Here is a 14607-nt window from a genome sequence, read left to right as displayed (position 1 = left end):
CCGAGCTGTTCGGGTGCGCGGGTGGGTGTGCCGCGACGGCCGCGCACGAATCCGGACTGGCCGAGTCGGAGCGCCTGTGTCCGGCACGGTCACCCGCGTTGTTCCGAGCGAAGGCCTGGGCGGCCGGTCGCCAGGCCGACCGCGGCCAGCGTGAGCGCACAGCCGATGAGGGCGGTGATCGAGAGGCCCGCGCCGGTGGGGATGGCGACGTCGAGGGCTACCGAGGCGAGGAGTTGGCCCGCGACCGAGGTGAGGCCGAGGAGTAGCACGCCGATCCAACGAACGACCAGAACGGCGAGCGCGATGAAGACCACGCCGATGACGCCACCGAGGTAAAGCCATGGGTCGGTGGGGAATTCGCTGGGTAGTCCGGCGCCTGCCACCACCACCGCCTCGACGGCCAGCAAGCCGAGGAGACCGACGGCGAAGTTGATGCCGGTCGCGGGGAACGGGCCACCGACCGCGCCGACGCGACCGTTCACCGCCTGCTGCCAGGCCAAGCCGATGCCCGCAAGGGCGGGAACGAGGATCAGCACCGCCGGTGGGACTTCGGCGATGGCACCGGGCGCCGACAGCGCGCCGCTGACCTGCGAGCTACCGAGTCCGGCGAGGGCAACGGCGAAGACGCCGAGTGCGGCGGCGCTGACGCGGCGCAACGTCACCGGGGTGCGTCCGTTCGGCGCGAGCCCCAGCCGATCCACGACCAGGCTGCTCAGCAGCTGACCCGCCACCACGGCCACCGTGAACGCGGTGACACCGAGCGCGGTGATGGTGAGTCCCTGACTGGCGACGAACGCCGCACCGCACAACCCGCCGAGCAACTGCCAGGGCCGCAGCTCGCCCGCCGCCACCGCCCGGCGCACCTTGCCGAGACCGTCACGCAGGGTCCGCGAGCACACGAACGCGACGGCCAGCACCAGCAGCCCGGTGCCGAAACTGACCACCGCGGCGGCGATCCCATCGTGCAGCCGCTCCCCCAGCGCACCGTTGATCCTGGCCTGCACCGCGACACCGGCCCCGATGGACATCCCGAGCCCCAGTCCCAGCCGCCTGTGCACCACCGCGCCACCCTATCCCCGGGACAGCGGTACGCCGTGCAGCCGGTGCGCCGCGCGACTCCACCGCAACCAGGCCGGTGTCACGGCGGCACCGGCCCCGCGTGGCATCATCCGCCACGGCCGTGCCTCGACGCCGAGCTGCGCAATCGTCTGCTGGCCAGGCCACAGCAGCTCGAGGAGCGTCAGCACCGCCGACGTCACCGAATCCCGCGACTCCACGGTCGGCCGACTCCACGGTGGTGACGATCGTGGTCGGCCACCGACCTCGCGGCCGGGGTTTGCGCTGGTCACCGCGCATCACCGGCCATGGCCTGTCGAACTCGACGGTGCGGGCCGGCGCGGCAGCCAGGCCGGTGTCACCGCGGCGATCGCGAGCACGCCGAGGCCGAGCAGCGCGACGGTGGCCGACATCGACAACCACACCGTCACCAGTGCCACGAAGCCGAAGGCCGCGAGCGAGACGACCTCCGACAGCAGCCCGGACACAGAGGTCACCGTCGCCCGCGCCGGGCCTTCGATGGCGTCCTGCAATCGGGCCGCCGCGACGACGCTCGCGTTGTAGATCACGCCGTAGGACACGCCCAGCGCGACGAACCCCGAACCCGCGAGCACATACAGTGCCGCAGGCCAGCGCGCTGCCAGCCCGACGACCACGGCACCGGCGATGAACAATGCGCCCGCGACCGCTACGGCGATTCCCATGGTGCGAGCCCGCATCGTCTCGGTCCGTCCTGCCGTGACCGAGCCGATCAGCGAGCCGACCACCGTGATCGCCACCAGCACCGGAACAACCGCTGTTGCGACACCGGCCTCCCCGGCGACCAGCGCGAAATACTCGTCGAAGGCGGTGATGCCGTACAGCAGCGCGCCGAGCACCACGCCGTTGCGCACGCTCTTGATCCGCGTCGCCTCGGCCAGTCCTGAACGCAGCATGGCCAGATATCGCGTGATCGGCCCGTCGGATGGCGTCGGCGCCGTCCGCTGCGGCGCGGGGGTGATCGCTTTTGCCGGCGACCCGGCGGCGGGGGCGACCGATGCACTGGTCGGGTCCTCTTCCAACTCCTCCACATCACCCGCCGACACCGCCTTCGGTGCACCGGGAAGGCTGAGCGCGACGCAGGTATGCGCGGCCGCCATCGCCACACTCACCCAGCCGATCAGCGGATATCCGCCGATCAGGTACAGCGGGGTTGCGGCGAGGATGGCGATGAGGACCGCGATTTCGGTGCCCGCCCTGGTGTATCCGAGGATGCGCGGGAACGCCGACGGTTCGCCGCGCAGGCTGAGTTCGTCGTAGAGCAGCGCCTCGAATGTTCCCGACCGCAGCGCTCCCGACACACCCCACACCACGAATCCGGCGGCGAAGCCGAGGTAGCTCGGCAGTACCGTCCACAGCGTGAAACCGGTGGTGAGCAGCACGCCGCTCAGCACGAGCAGTCCGCGCCGCGACACCGTGTCGGCCCACGCACCCGAGGGCACTTCCAGCAGGAACGCCGTCGCGGACCAGAGCGCGAACAGCGAGGAGATCTGCCCGGCGTTCAGGCCGTGGTCGGCGAACAGCAGGGCATAGATGGCGTAGAGCGGGAAGAAATCACCGAGACCGGCGAACAGTACCGCCCGTACGGTCAGCGCACGCATGCCGATCGGTTCGGCAGGCCTGCCGGGGCCGAATCAACAGCCGTAGACGAGTAAACGCATGTGATCAGCATCGCCTTCGGCCGCGCGGGCGGTCAAGGGATTTTCAGCCGAGCGGGACCCAGCCGTTGCGATCGGCGTCCGCGCCGGGACCGACGCGGCCCTGATTCTGGTTCAGGTCGCTGATCAGTTCGGCGACCGGATGCGAATCGCTGTAGTGGTAGCCCTGCGCCAGCGCGAAACCCAGCTCGGTGAGCACGGCCGCCTGATATTCGGTCTCCACACCCTCGGCGATGACCTGCAGGTCCAGCGATTTGCTCAGCGCCGCGATCACCCCGAGCAGCGGCGGCGCGGGCGAATCGGAGCGGATCGCGGCCACGAACGACTGGTCGACCTTGATGATGTCGCTGGGCAGCGCGGCCAACCGGCTCAGCGAGGAGTAGCCGGTGCCGAAATCGTCGATGGCGATGCGCACCCCACGGTCGCGCAGGGTGTGCAGATTCGCGATGGCGGTCTGGGATTCGGCGGCCAGTTCGCTCTCGGTCACCTCCAGCACCAGCTGATCGGCGGGCCAGCCGGTGCTCTCCAGGATTCCGGTGACGCGGTCGGCGTACCCGGTTTCGGCCAGCTCCAGCCCGCTGACGTTGACGTTGAGCGTGAGATCGAGCTGGGCGAAGGTCTCCTGCAACCGCGCGGCGTCGGCGCAGGCCCGGCGCAGCACCAGCTCGTCCAGGTCGGAGATGAGGTCGTATTCCTCGGCCACCCGGATCAGGCCCTCGGTGGTGACATCGGGCTGCGCGCTCGACGACCAGCGCAGCAGCGCCTCCACCCCGACCGCCTTACCGCCGCCCTCGCTCAGGCTGACGATCGGCTGGTAGTGCACGTCGAGCGCGCCGCGGTCGATGGCCTCGCGCAGCTCCACCGCCAGCGGCAACTGCCGAGACGATTCCAGCACGGTGCGGTTGCGCCCGGCCTGCTTGGCCCGGTACAGCCCCACGTCGGCGCGGCTGACCAGCAGCGATCCGGATTCGCCCGGCTGCCAGGACGTCACACCGGCCGAACAGCCGGTGGTGACGGCGGCGCGCAACTGTTCGGTCAGCAGGATCGCGGCCTGTTCGGTGGTGCCGGGCAGCAGCAGCGCGAAAACGTCGCCGCCGTAGCGGGCCAGCCGCTGATCGGGCGCGAGCAGCTTGCCCCAGGTGTCGGCCACCCGCTGCAGGACAGCGTCACCGGCGCGGTGCCCGAGATGATCGTTGACCTTCTGGAACCGGTCGAGGTCGACCAGCACCAGCGCCAGCCCTTCCTCGGAGCGGGTGGCGTTCTCGATCGCGGTATTGAGGGCGCGGTCGAAACCGCGACGGTTCAGCAAACCGGTGAGCACATCGATATCGGCCTCCGACGCCATCCGGGTCAGAATCCCGACGACGACGCCGACCCCGAAGGTCACCCCGGCCGGGATCAGACCCGACCACCACGGCAGACCCTCGCGGGTCGGCAACACCCACAGGCACAACGCCATGGCCAGCGCGATATGCGACATGGCAAGCGGCCAGACGAAGAACAAGGCGGCATCGCAGGCGACGAACACATAGAACGAGGCAAGGGTGATCGCACCGACGGTGTTCGGGAAGGCATAGACGGCTATGGTCACCAGGATCGTCGCGATGGCGACGTAGCCGTGGTGGATGCTGTGCGGCAGCCGCGGACCCCAGCCGAGCAGGCTGATACCCAGCAGCAACGCCACCGCGGCGGCACTGCCAACCAGCGGGCGGTTGCCCTCGTCGCCGGGCGCGACCGCGGTGATGATCAGCCCGAGCGCACCGCCCATGACATAGAAGGCCCCGGTGGTCCTGGACATGACCATGGCCGTCGCCAACGCAGACGCGGCCCGCACCCGGGTTCGGGTATCGCCGCGAGACCCGATTCCTCGCACGAACGACAGCCTAGACAACACCAAACCCCCCGGTTGCCACATCACCGGAATCGGACATCGCACCCATCCTCGCCCAGGCGTGTCGGGCCGTACACGGCGCTACTTCGGCGCCGTCAACACGTCGGTACCGACGAACGGAACCAGCGCCTCGGGTACCCGCACCGACCCGTCGGCCTGCTGATGATTCTCCAGCAAGGCCACGATCCACCGGGTGGTGGCCAGGGTGCCGTTGAGCGTCGCGGCGATCTGCGGCTTGCCGTTCTCGTCGCGGTAGCGCACCGAGAGCCTGCGGGCCTGGAAGGTGGTGCAGTTCGAGGTGGAGGTGAGTTCGCGGTAGGTCCGCTGGCTCGGCACCCAGGCCTCGCAGTCGAACTTGCGCGCGGCCGAGCTACCCAGATCGCCCGCGGCCACGTCGATGATGCGGTAGGGCACCTCGATGGCGGCCAGCATCTCCCGTTCCCAGGCCAGCAGCCGCTGATGTTCGGCGTCGGCGTCCTCGGGCTTGCAGTAGACGAACATCTCGACCTTGTCGAACTGATGCACCCGGATGATGCCGCGGGTGTCCTTGCCGTAGCTGCCCGCTTCCCGGCGGAAGCACGACGACCAACCGGCGTAGCGCTTGGCGCCGCCGCTGAGGTCGAGGATCTCGTCGGAGTGGTAGCCGGCCAGCGGCACCTCCGAGGTACCGACCAGGTACAGGTCGTCGTCGGCCAGGTGATACACCTCGGCCGAATGCTGGCCGAGGAATCCGGTGCCCGCCATGATCTCCGGACGCACCAGCACCGGCGGGATCATCATGGTGAACCCGTTGGCCACCGCGCGCTGAGCCGCCAGCTGCAGCAGGCCCAGCTGTAGCAGGGCGCCGTAGCCGGTGAGGAAGTAGAACCGGGCGCCGGAAACCTTCGCGCCGCGCTCCATGTCGATCAGGCCCAGCGATTCACCGAGTTCCAGGTGATCCTTGGGGGTGAAATCGAATTCGGGCGGAGTACCGATGGTGTCGAGCAGGATGTAGTCGTCCTCGCCACCCGCGGGCGCGCCCTCCTGCACGACATTCGAGATGGCCCGCTGCGCCGCATCGAGGTCGGCGTCGGCGGCGTGCTGGGCGGCCTCGGCCTCTTTGACCTTCGCCGACATCTCCGAGGCCTCGGCCAGCAGCGCCGGGCGCTCCTCCTTGCTCGCCTTGCCGATCTTCTTGCCCATCGCCTTGTGCTCGGCGCGCAGGTTGTCGGCGGTGGCGACCGCGGCCCGGCGCGCCGCGTCGGCCTCGAGCAGCGCGTCGACGAGGGCGGGATCCTCGCCGCGGGCCCGCTGCGAGGCACGGACAACGTCGGGATGCTCGCGCAGGAATCGGAGGTCGATCATGGCTGACCAGCCTAGTTGGCGGCCGGTGTGCGGCGTAATCGGATATCGGTTCACGACGGCGCAGGTGAGCACGGCGGATCGGGATTCGCCCGGCCGCGATCGCCGAACCGGCGCATAGTTGTGCTGTGGCCACCACTTTCGACGACACCGCAATCGACAACGCACTGGCCGAGCTGGCCGCGGGGGAAAAGGTCTGGGCAGCCACCCCGCTGCGCCGCCGCCGCGAACTCCTCGAGCAGATCCACACCAGGACCGCGCGCTTCGCCGCCGACTGGGTGCGCGCCGCCTGCACCATCAAGCAGCTCGATCCCGATTCCCCGCTGGTCGGCGAGGAGTGGATGTCGGGCCCGCTGACCCTGCTGCAAGCCACCACCGCCCTCGCCGAAACGCTGAGCGCGCTCGAGGCCGGACGCAGCCCGCTCGACGGCATCGAGCTGACCTCGGCGCCGGGCGGACGGGTCGCGGTGCCGGTGCTGCCCCATGACACCTACGACAAACTGCTGCTCAGCGGATTCTCCGGCGAGGTCTGGCTGCGTCCGGGCGTCGACGCCGCGACCGCGCGCCGCAAGGCCGGGCTCGCACAACGCGAACCGGCCGCGACCGCCGGCGTCGGCGTAGTGCTCGGCGCGGGCAACATCATGTCGATCGCGCCGCTGGACACCCTCTACGAGCTGTACGCGCACAACCGGGTCGTCGCGCTGAAACTGAATCCGATCACCGATCCGCTGTTCACGGTATTCGAGATGATCTTCGCCCCGCTCGTCGAACTCGGCGTGCTGCGCATTCTCACCGGCGGCGCCGAGGAGGGCGGCTACCTGGTGCGTCATCCCGGTGTCGCGCACGTGCACATGACCGGCAGCTCGGTGACCCACGACGCGATCGTCTGGGGCACCGGACCGGACGCGATCGAACGCCGCCACGATCGCCGTCCGCTGTTGGACAAGCCCATCACCAGCGAACTCGGCGGGGTATCGCCGACCATCGTGGTGCCCGGCGAATGGTCCGAGGCCGATCTGCGCTTTCAGGCCGCGCACGTGGCCACCCAGCGCCTGCACAACGGCGGCTACAACTGCGTCGCCGCGCAGACGGTGGTGCTGAGCGCGGACTGGCCGCAGAAACTGCAGTTCCTTGCGGCGCTGCGGGAAGCGATGGCGCAGGCACCGGGGCGTCCGGCGTACTACCCGGGCAGCGACACGCGAGTCGCCGACGCGCTGAGTGCCTACCCGGACGCCCGCCGACTCGGCCCGGATTCCGGCCGGGTGCTGGTGGAACAGCTGCCCGCCACCGACACCGCACTGCTGCGCACCGAGTATTTCGCGCCGGTGCTCGGCGTGGTCGAGTTGCCCGGCGCTGGCGGCGAGTTCCTGCAACACGCGGTCGACTTCGCCAATGACGAGCTCACGGGCACGCTCGGGGCCAATCTCATCGCGCATCCGGTCACGATCAAACGCCTCGGCATCGCCTTCGAGCGGGCGGTCGAGCGACTGCGTTACGGCACCGTGGCGATCAATGCCTGGACCGGGCTGGCGTTCCTGACCCCGCGCGCGTCCTGGGGCGCCTACCCCGGCCACACCCTCGACGACGTGCAGAGCGGCATCGGCATCGTGCACAACGCGCTGCTGCTCGACGATGTGGAACGCACCGTGGTGCGCGGCCCGTTCCGCCCGGCGCCGCGCTCGGTGCTGCACGCGGAGTGGGCGCTCTCGCCCAGGCCGCCGTGGTTCGTCGACAACGCGACCGCCGCGTCGACCGGGCGCAAGCTCACCGAGTTCTACGCGGGGAAGAATCCGGCGCGGCTGCCGGGGTTGTTCGCGTCTGCCCTGCGGGGGTGAGCAGCCGGCTCTGCCCATCGCGAAGCCTCGGTGGAGGCACGACGGTGCCGATGCGCCCGGTGCGCAGTGCCAATGGTGGCTGCCTCTTCGATGATGGTGTCGCGGTCAGGAGATCCCGAACCGTCCGACTCGGCCGATCCGTCGTCCTGATGCAGGGCGTCTCGGCCAGGTCGGAGGGCATATCGGGGCATCCTCATGGCACGGTGGCCTACGACACTGCCATGATGGATCGCGATGACCTCCGATGACGCGCACACGCCCCCGCCGGTGCCCGAGTCCGCTCGGGACGGTGATCCGTCGCGGCCCGCCGCAGGCCGCCCCGCTCGCGGCTCCGCCAGCCGGCGTCCGCGCGGCGCCGCCTTCGGCCGGTCGAAACCGCGGCAGGGTCGCGGTTCGGCGGCCGCGGCGGGCTCGGCCGGACAGGCCGACGAAGCGCCGGGCGGCAAGCTGCGATTGTCGGCGCCGAAGCTGCGCTGGGGCCTGCTCGCGGTCGCTGTCGGCGCGGTGACCGCGGCCATGGTGACGCTGTTCGTCACCGGTTTCGAGAACGACTCCGGCCTGGAGGCGCACAATCCGGCCGTCGCCGTGCCCGCGGGTGCCGAGAAGACCTTCGGCACCGCCACCCGCGGCGATTGCCTCAGCTGGACCGCGCCCGACCGCTCGGATCTGGTCGAGGTCGACTGCGCCGACAAGCACCTGTTCGAGGTCACCGCCGATATCGATCTCAGCAAGTACCCGGGCAAGGAATTCGGGCCCGGTTCACGGTTCCCCGATTCGCTGCGGTTCACCGAGCTCAAAGAGGAGCACTGCGTCACCGCCGCCCAGCAGTACCTCGGCGGAAAGTTCGATCCGCGCGGACGTTTCGTCGTCGGCCTGATGTACCCGAGCCCCGAGGGCTGGGCCAAGAGCGGAGATCGCAAGCTGCGCTGCGGACTTCAGGCCGCCGGGTTGACCGGTGCGGCCTCGGCGCCGCTGCCCACCAGCGGCAGCGTGCTCGACAACGATCAGTCCAAGGTGTTCGCGCCCGGCGTGTGCCTGGGCATCAACCAGAACCTGCCCACCGATCCGGTCGATTGCACCCAGCCGCACGCGGTGGAGATCGTGGCGACCGTCGACCTCGGCGCCCGCTTCCAGGGCCCGCCGCCGCCGAAGGAAGAGCAGGACAAGTTCGTCGAGGGCGAATGCGCGCGCCTGTCCACCGAGTACCTGGGTGGCCCGGATGTGCTGCGCAACAAGACCTTGACGCTGTTCTTCGACTACATCGACGCGCGCAGCTGGCTGGCGGGCAGCCGCAAACTCGACTGCATGGTGGGCAAGGGCGCCGACCGGGAAGGCTTCGCCCCGATCACCGGATCGGCCAAGGGCGAGATCCTGATCAACGGTCAGGCGCCGGTGCCGCCGCCCAGCGACGGCCGCTACACCCCGCCGCCGCTGCCCGGCGCCGCACCGCTGCCGCCGCAGCCGCGATAGGCGGGTCGAGGACGTTCATGCCGGTCTCCATGTCCGAAGACCGCTTCGAAGAGCTGGTCGCCGACGCACTCGATCTCATTCCGCCCGAACTCGCCCGAGCCATCGACAATGTCGTCGTGCTGATCGAGGCACGCAATGCGGAGGATCCACATCTGCTCGGGCTCTATCACGGAATCGCGTTGACCGAGCGCGACAGTCACTACGGGGGCTCACTGCCGGACACGGTCACCATCTACCGAGACGCCCTGCTGGAGATATGCGCCGACGAAGAAGAGGTGGTCGAGGAGGTGGCGATCACCGTGATCCATGAGATAGCACACTATTTCGGGATTGACGAAGACCGGCTCCATCAGCTGGGATGGGGCTAGTCTTAGCCCGAGCTGTATGCGAACCTGTGGATGGGGGTTCGCATCCGGCAGGTAAGACCGGAAGGAAACTCTGGATTCGATGGAACCGATCGTGGTGATGTCGCGTCCAATGTACTCGTAGGGGGAATTCTCGTGGTTCCGCCGAACAGCTACCACTAGAAGGAGTCGAGACATGATTGGCAACGTGCACGTCACGCCCGAACTCATCCTCGCCGCTGCTGTCGAACTGGACCTGCTCGCCGACCGTCTGGCCGGGGTGGCCGCAGTGGCCGGACCGGCGACGCACGTGCTGCCCTCCGGCGCCGAGGAGGTGTCGCTGCTGGCCGCGAACCACTTCAACCACGCGGCCCTCACCCACGATCGGTCGATCGCGCAGGCCATCCTCGAACTGCACCATGCCGCCGCGATTCTGCGCACCCAGCTCGCGCAGTACATGGCCGAAGACGCCATGTCCGCCGGAATCGTCACGCTGACCGGCGCACCGTTCAACTCGATCGTCGCTTAGCCACTCGCCGATCCGGCTCCGAGCTTCACACAAGGGGAGAAATACGCATGACCGCAGGAATCACCGGGGTGTTCTGGCTGCCCCGCATGGCCGAATTCAATTCCGTCTCGCTCAACGCGGGCGCGCACGCCGTGCCGATCTCGGCCGCGGCCACCGCCTGGGGCACGCTGACCGGCGCCTGGGTGGATGCCACCGCCACCGTCACCCGGGTGATGGCCGAGCTGGGCCTCGGCCTGCAGAGCATCAACGGTATCGGCGCGCTGGCCCGGCTCGGCGGGTTCACCGCGTGGGCCGGCCAGCAGAGCGCGATGGCCGCGACCATGGGCACCAAGGCCGCCGCCAACGCCACCGCCTACACCGTCGCCTCGCTGGCGATGCCGAGCCTGCCGGAGATCGTCGCGGTCAACACCGCGGTCGTGGCTTCGGCCAACCCGGCCGGCGCGCTGTCGGGCGCGTTCGAGGCGGCCGAAGTCGCCAAGCACGCCATGGACATTCGCGCCGCGCTGGTGATGGAGACCTACGAGGCCGCCACCACCGCCACCGTGATCACCCCCGGTGAGTTCATCAACCCGCCGCCGATCGCCAACGGCGCGGGCTCCGCCGAGGCCGCCTCCAACGCCGATAAGGCCTTCCAGAGCGGCAACGGCGACCCGGTGCAGACCGCCCTCGCGGCCGCGGGCGCGGTGGTGAACAACCCGGCGATCAGCAGCGCGGTCACCCAGGCCGCGAACGTGGCCGGTTCGGTCGCCACCAGCGGTGTGAGCACCGTCGGCAACCTCGGCGCCAACGCGATCGCCGCGGCCACCAGCACCGGTGCGCCCGGCGTCGCCTCGATGGCGCCGGTCGGCATGGCCGCCGGTGGGGCTGCGGCCGCGGCGGGTGCCTCCACCCGCGCCGCCGGCATGGGAGCCTCGCTCGGTGCGGGCAACAGCGCGTTCAAGGTGCCCGAGGGCTGGGGCGCGCCGCCGGTCAGCGGTGGTGCGGGCGCGGCGGCTCCGGTCACCGAGGTCGCCGTGGCGCGCACCGAGGGTGCGCCGGTTCGTCCGGCGTCCACCGGTCCCGCCAGTCCGCTGCTGGGTCGTGGTGCGGCCAACAGCGACGACGACGAGTCCGAGCACAACGCCGCCGATTACCTGCGGGCCGACCACTTCACCGACGGCCGCCTCGCCGCCGACGGTGTGATCGGCGCCGACCCCGCCGCAACCGCCAAATGACGGTTCTGGGTGCCGGCCGCGGTCCGGCGACGCTCGGCGCGGTCACGCTGTCGCTCGACGAAATGCAGTTCCTGCTGGAGCTTTTGCAAATCGACGAGGTACCGGTCGTGTTGAACGCGATCGGTCGCTACGACAACGAGACCGCGCACGATGCGGCGATGGCCGCGGCCGCCCATTCGCTCGCCGAACGGGAACTGCTCGACGGTGAGGTGGTCCATCCGGAACTCGCCGACCGGCTGCGCGGGCTCAACCGCCCGCACTGGGCCATCGCCTTGCGACTGGTCGTCTCCGGTCAGGTGAGCCGGATGTGCCTGGCGAAGGGCGACGATCTGGTGACGGTCGCGTTGCGCGGTCCCGAGTCCTATGTGATCGATGAAGCCGACGAAGATCTGCCCGGCCCGGTGCTGTCTGCGCTCGGGTCCGCCGAGGCGCTCGAACTCACCGGAATGAACGCCCCGACAGAGCAATTGGAGCCGATCTTCAACGACCTCGGCGATGCGACGGCCACCGCCAACCGCCTCGCCAAGGTCGGCAATCCGCCCCGGGACGCGCAGACGCTCGCCTCGGCCCTGGTGCATCTGGATTCGCACGCCGAGATCGTCGGCGTCGTCTACGGCGACGGCACCCGCGAGACCGCCGACAACCACATCGCCGTATTCAACACGCGCGCAGGCCGTTTCATCGCCACCGCGAGCGTGTCCGACGACGGCGTGAAGTGGACCTCGTTCAGCAGCGGCACCAACGCGCGGTTGCGCACGGCGCTGCAAGACCTGATCGATTCGCTGCCGGAACGCGAGAAGTTCCCGGACAACCCAGTGGTGGTCTGAGCCGGCTGCATTTTCTGAATCATCGAATGCCGCGCCCGGTCACACATCGTGACCGGGTGCGGTGCTGTACGGCGCCGGTTCGATGCGCGCAGCGGTTGGGCAGGGCATCGGTCCCGCACTCGGACTGGCACCAGCTCGACTCGCTCGGCGTCAGGTCATCCTGGCAGCGGTGCCCGTAAGCCGCCCGATCGGCGAAGCCCGCGCCGCCGACCGCGATACGTTCAGCGGGTCGGGCGGCAACTCACCCCATCGGGTCGTCGGAACCCAGCGCCGGCGCACGTCCGAACGGCGGCGAGAACCGGCCCCAGCGCACACACTCCCAGCTGCCGTCGGGATGCGGGGCCAGCTCGATGGTTTCAGTGTTGTCGAGGTGGTTGTCGATGGTGAACGGCGGCGCCACACCGGTCAGTGTTCGCGCGACCAGGCGCATGGCGGCGCCGTGGTTGACCAGCAGCACGTCGCCGGCGTCGGCATCGAACAGGTAGCCGTCGCGCAGTTCGTTGATCGCGGGCAGGAACCGGTCGAGCACATCCTGGCCCGACTCGCCGCCGGGCAGCCGCTGCGTCAACTGGCCCTCGTGCCAGGAGCGGTAGACCCGCAGGAACAGTTCGTGCGCCTGCTGGCTGCTCTCCCCCTCCAGATCGCCGACCTGCACCTCGTGCACGCCGTCGAGCACGCCTGCGGAAATGCCGGTGGCGGCTTCGATGAAGCTCGCGGTCTGCCGGGCCCGCAGGGCCTGCGAGGACAGCAGCAGCCGCGGCGGTACCACCAGCCGCGACGCGAAGGTCTTCGCCTGCGCGGCACCGCGTTCGGTCAGCGGCAGTCCGGGCAGGCTGGTATCGAGCATCCGTGCGACATTGCCTTCGGTCTCACCGTGCCGCACCAGAATCAACTTGCCGGTCACAGGTCGGCAACCCCCTTTCGTAATCGGGTCAGCCACTGCGCGGCCTCCTCATCCGACGGCGGCGGCGTCCCGGTGGCCGAGGTGGCGGGCCAGGAGCCGAGGAAACGAATCCGCGCCGTGCGGTGCAGGGCCTTGAGCGCTTCGGCGACCGCGGTGTCGTCGATATGGCCGACACAGTCCAGATAGAACCGGTACGTGCCCATCCCGGTGCGGGTCGGGCGCGATTCGATTCGAGTCAGATCGATGCCGCGGGTGGAGAATTCGCCGAACGCGCGCATCAGCGCCCCCGGCTCGTTGGGCAGTTCGAGCACGATCGAGGTGCGGTCGGCGCCCGTGGGCTGCGGCGCCACCCGGGGCTTGGTGACCAGCACGAACCGGGTGATCGCGTCCTCGTGATCGGCGACGCCCTCGGCCAGCGCCACCAGGCCGAGCCGCTGCCCGGCGAGCGTCGTCGACACCGCGGCGTCGGCGCGGCCGGCCAGCACGTCCTCGGCGGCGGCGGCATTCGAGGCGGACACATAACTGGCGGCGCCGGGCAGAGTGCGCTCGAGCCACAACCGGACCTGCGCGGCGGCCACCGGGTACGCCGCCACCGAACGCACCTCGCTCAGCTGGGTGCCGGGGCGGGCCAGGATCGCGAAACTCACCTCGAGTTCGGTTTCGGCGATGATCTGCAGCCGCGGCCCGACGGCCAGCGAATCGAGGGTGGCCGGGATCGAGCCCTCCACCGAACTCTCGATCGGCACCACGGCGCCGTCGACGTCACCGGTGCGGATCAGGTCGAGGGCGGCGCCTTGGCTGGGCGCGGCGATCCGCTCGACCGGCCCGTCGAAGGCTCCGGCGTTCTCGAGTTCGGCGAGGGCCATCTCGGTGAAGGTTCCGGACGGCCCGAAATACGCTATTCGCGGCACGCCTACGAGATTACTTGCGCGAGGCCGCGCGCTCGGCCGACTTCCCGAGGCCGGGAACGGGCGGGCTATCAGTCGGCGACCGGAGCCAGCAGCTCGGTGAGCGCGCCGGTCATCACCGGTGGGCGTTGCGCCTCGATGGCCAGCAGCACGCCGCGCACCGCCTCGATCGCCTGCGGCTGCAGACCGGTGAGGAAGGCGACATCGGGGGTGGTCAGCGCGGTGCGGATGTCTTCACCGCACAGGGCGGCCGCGGTGCCCGCGATGAGGGCCAGTGCCCGCTGTGGGTCGTCGGTGCGGCCGATCAGGCCGGTGTCGGAGTGGGCGGCCTCGGCGAGGATGTCGGCGATCTCGGCAACCTCGAGGTCGGGCGTGATGATCCGCCCCGCCGGCGCGGTGGCGGGCGCGACGACCAGGCCGTCGACCAGGCTTCGTCGTGCGGGCGCCGTCAACGCGACCAGTACCGGCTCGCTGCTCATGGCATTCAACTTACCCACCGCCCACCTGTTGCACCGAGACCCACATTCGCTTAGGTTAGGTTAACCTAATTGCGCATCTGTGAAGTGGGGCACGTTCACCCAGTGGAGGTTT

The 14607-nt window shown here is 69.8% G+C and carries 14 protein-coding genes; 6 read left to right on the top strand and 8 right to left on the bottom strand.

The genetic code is table 11. From position 1 onward, the window contains the following. Positions 1-89: 89 nt before the first annotated feature. The 5 genes from NOCYR_RS00570 to serS all read right to left on the bottom strand — a co-directional run bounded on the left by NOCYR_RS00570 (position 90) and on the right by serS (position 5988). Positions 90-1061 carry a DMT family transporter gene (locus NOCYR_RS00570; RefSeq protein ID WP_014348409.1) on the bottom strand — a complete coding sequence of 324 codons (972 nt, stop codon included), beginning with the start codon at positions 1059-1061 and terminating at the stop codon, positions 90-92. A 9-nt stretch (positions 1062-1070) separates the two neighbouring features. After that, the gene (locus NOCYR_RS00565; protein ID WP_048832504.1) at positions 1071-1277 is read right to left on the bottom strand and encodes a hypothetical protein; all 207 of its coding nucleotides are present in this window, start codon (positions 1275-1277) and stop codon (positions 1071-1073) included. A gap of 78 nt (positions 1278-1355) precedes the next feature. Beyond that, positions 1356-2696, bottom strand: coding sequence for an MFS transporter (locus tag NOCYR_RS00560; RefSeq protein WP_014348408.1), 1341 nt, complete (start codon positions 2694-2696; stop codon positions 1356-1358). A 103-nt stretch (positions 2697-2799) separates the two neighbouring features. Beyond that, on the bottom strand, positions 2800-4551 hold the full coding sequence (locus NOCYR_RS00555) for a putative bifunctional diguanylate cyclase/phosphodiesterase (protein ID WP_231856007.1): 1752 nt from the start codon (positions 4549-4551) through the stop codon (positions 2800-2802). A 174-nt stretch (positions 4552-4725) separates the two neighbouring features. Further along, the gene (gene serS, locus NOCYR_RS00550) at positions 4726-5988 is read right to left on the bottom strand and encodes a serine--tRNA ligase (RefSeq protein WP_014348406.1); all 1263 of its coding nucleotides are present in this window, start codon (positions 5986-5988) and stop codon (positions 4726-4728) included. A gap of 125 nt (positions 5989-6113) precedes the next feature. Here serS and NOCYR_RS00545 point away from each other — a divergent pair, with 125 nt between their 5' ends. The 6 genes from NOCYR_RS00545 to NOCYR_RS00520 all read left to right on the top strand — a co-directional run bounded on the left by NOCYR_RS00545 (position 6114) and on the right by NOCYR_RS00520 (position 12204). Beyond that, positions 6114-7820, top strand: a complete 1707-nt coding sequence (locus tag NOCYR_RS00545; protein WP_014348405.1) for an aldehyde dehydrogenase family protein — start codon at positions 6114-6116, stop codon at positions 7818-7820. Positions 7821-8054: 234 nt separating this feature from the next. Beyond that, positions 8055-9290, top strand: a complete 1236-nt coding sequence (locus tag NOCYR_RS00540) for a septum formation family protein (RefSeq protein WP_014348404.1) — start codon at positions 8055-8057, stop codon at positions 9288-9290. 17 nt (positions 9291-9307) lie between these two features. Next, positions 9308-9658, top strand: a complete 351-nt coding sequence (locus NOCYR_RS00535; RefSeq protein ID WP_014348403.1) for a metallopeptidase family protein — start codon at positions 9308-9310, stop codon at positions 9656-9658. A gap of 172 nt (positions 9659-9830) precedes the next feature. Further along, positions 9831-10163, top strand: coding sequence for a PE family protein (locus NOCYR_RS00530; RefSeq protein WP_014348402.1), 333 nt, complete (start codon positions 9831-9833; stop codon positions 10161-10163). Between the two features lie 47 nt (positions 10164-10210). Then, complete coding sequence (locus tag NOCYR_RS00525) at positions 10211-11377, top strand: PPE domain-containing protein (protein ID WP_014348401.1); 1167 nt, start codon at positions 10211-10213, stop codon at positions 11375-11377. Continuing rightward, positions 11374-12204 (top strand): ESX secretion-associated protein EspG, encoded by an 831-nt coding sequence (locus NOCYR_RS00520; protein ID WP_014348400.1) that lies wholly within the window; start codon positions 11374-11376, stop codon positions 12202-12204. Before NOCYR_RS00525 ends, NOCYR_RS00520 begins: the two co-directional genes overlap by 4 nt. 241 nt (positions 12205-12445) lie before the next feature. Here NOCYR_RS00520 and NOCYR_RS00515 read toward each other — a convergent pair whose 3' ends face one another. The 3 genes from NOCYR_RS00515 to NOCYR_RS00505 form a co-directional block, all read right to left on the bottom strand. Further along, positions 12446-13108 carry a histidine phosphatase family protein gene (locus NOCYR_RS00515; protein ID WP_014348399.1) on the bottom strand — a complete coding sequence of 221 codons (663 nt, stop codon included), beginning with the start codon at positions 13106-13108 and terminating at the stop codon, positions 12446-12448. Further along, positions 13105-14019, bottom strand: a complete 915-nt coding sequence (pheA, locus tag NOCYR_RS00510; RefSeq protein ID WP_048832501.1) for a prephenate dehydratase — start codon at positions 14017-14019, stop codon at positions 13105-13107. Before pheA ends, NOCYR_RS00515 begins: the two co-directional genes overlap by 4 nt. A 68-nt stretch (positions 14020-14087) precedes the next feature. Then, the gene (locus tag NOCYR_RS00505) at positions 14088-14495 is read right to left on the bottom strand and encodes a hypothetical protein (protein ID WP_014348397.1); all 408 of its coding nucleotides are present in this window, start codon (positions 14493-14495) and stop codon (positions 14088-14090) included. Between the last annotated feature and the right edge of the window lie 112 nt (positions 14496-14607).

Source organism: Nocardia cyriacigeorgica GUH-2 (genome assembly GCF_000284035.1).
GTDB lineage: Bacteria > Actinomycetota > Actinomycetes > Mycobacteriales > Mycobacteriaceae > Nocardia > Nocardia cyriacigeorgica_B.
The sequence above is the reverse complement of the archived record's forward strand: the minus strand, read 5'-3'. Positions and strand labels throughout refer to the sequence as shown.

Coding starts and splice junctions, on each gene's coding strand:
- NOCYR_RS00525 (WP_014348401.1), top strand. CDS start 10,211: ATGACCGCAGGAATCACCGGGGTGTTCTGGCTGCCCCGCATGGCCGAA.
- NOCYR_RS00555 (WP_231856007.1), bottom strand. CDS start 4,551: ATGTCCAGGACCACCGGGGCCTTCTATGTCATGGGCGGTGCGCTCGGG.
- NOCYR_RS00560 (WP_014348408.1), bottom strand. CDS start 2,696: ATGCGTGCGCTGACCGTACGGGCGGTACTGTTCGCCGGTCTCGGTGAT.
- NOCYR_RS00520 (WP_014348400.1), top strand. CDS start 11,374: ATGACGGTTCTGGGTGCCGGCCGCGGTCCGGCGACGCTCGGCGCGGTC.
- NOCYR_RS00530 (WP_014348402.1), top strand. CDS start 9,831: ATGATTGGCAACGTGCACGTCACGCCCGAACTCATCCTCGCCGCTGCT.
- NOCYR_RS00535 (WP_014348403.1), top strand. CDS start 9,308: ATGCCGGTCTCCATGTCCGAAGACCGCTTCGAAGAGCTGGTCGCCGAC.
- NOCYR_RS00505 (WP_014348397.1), bottom strand. CDS start 14,495: ATGAGCAGCGAGCCGGTACTGGTCGCGTTGACGGCGCCCGCACGACGA.
- NOCYR_RS00540 (WP_014348404.1), top strand. CDS start 8,055: ATGACCTCCGATGACGCGCACACGCCCCCGCCGGTGCCCGAGTCCGCT.
- serS (WP_014348406.1), bottom strand. CDS start 5,988: ATGATCGACCTCCGATTCCTGCGCGAGCATCCCGACGTTGTCCGTGCC.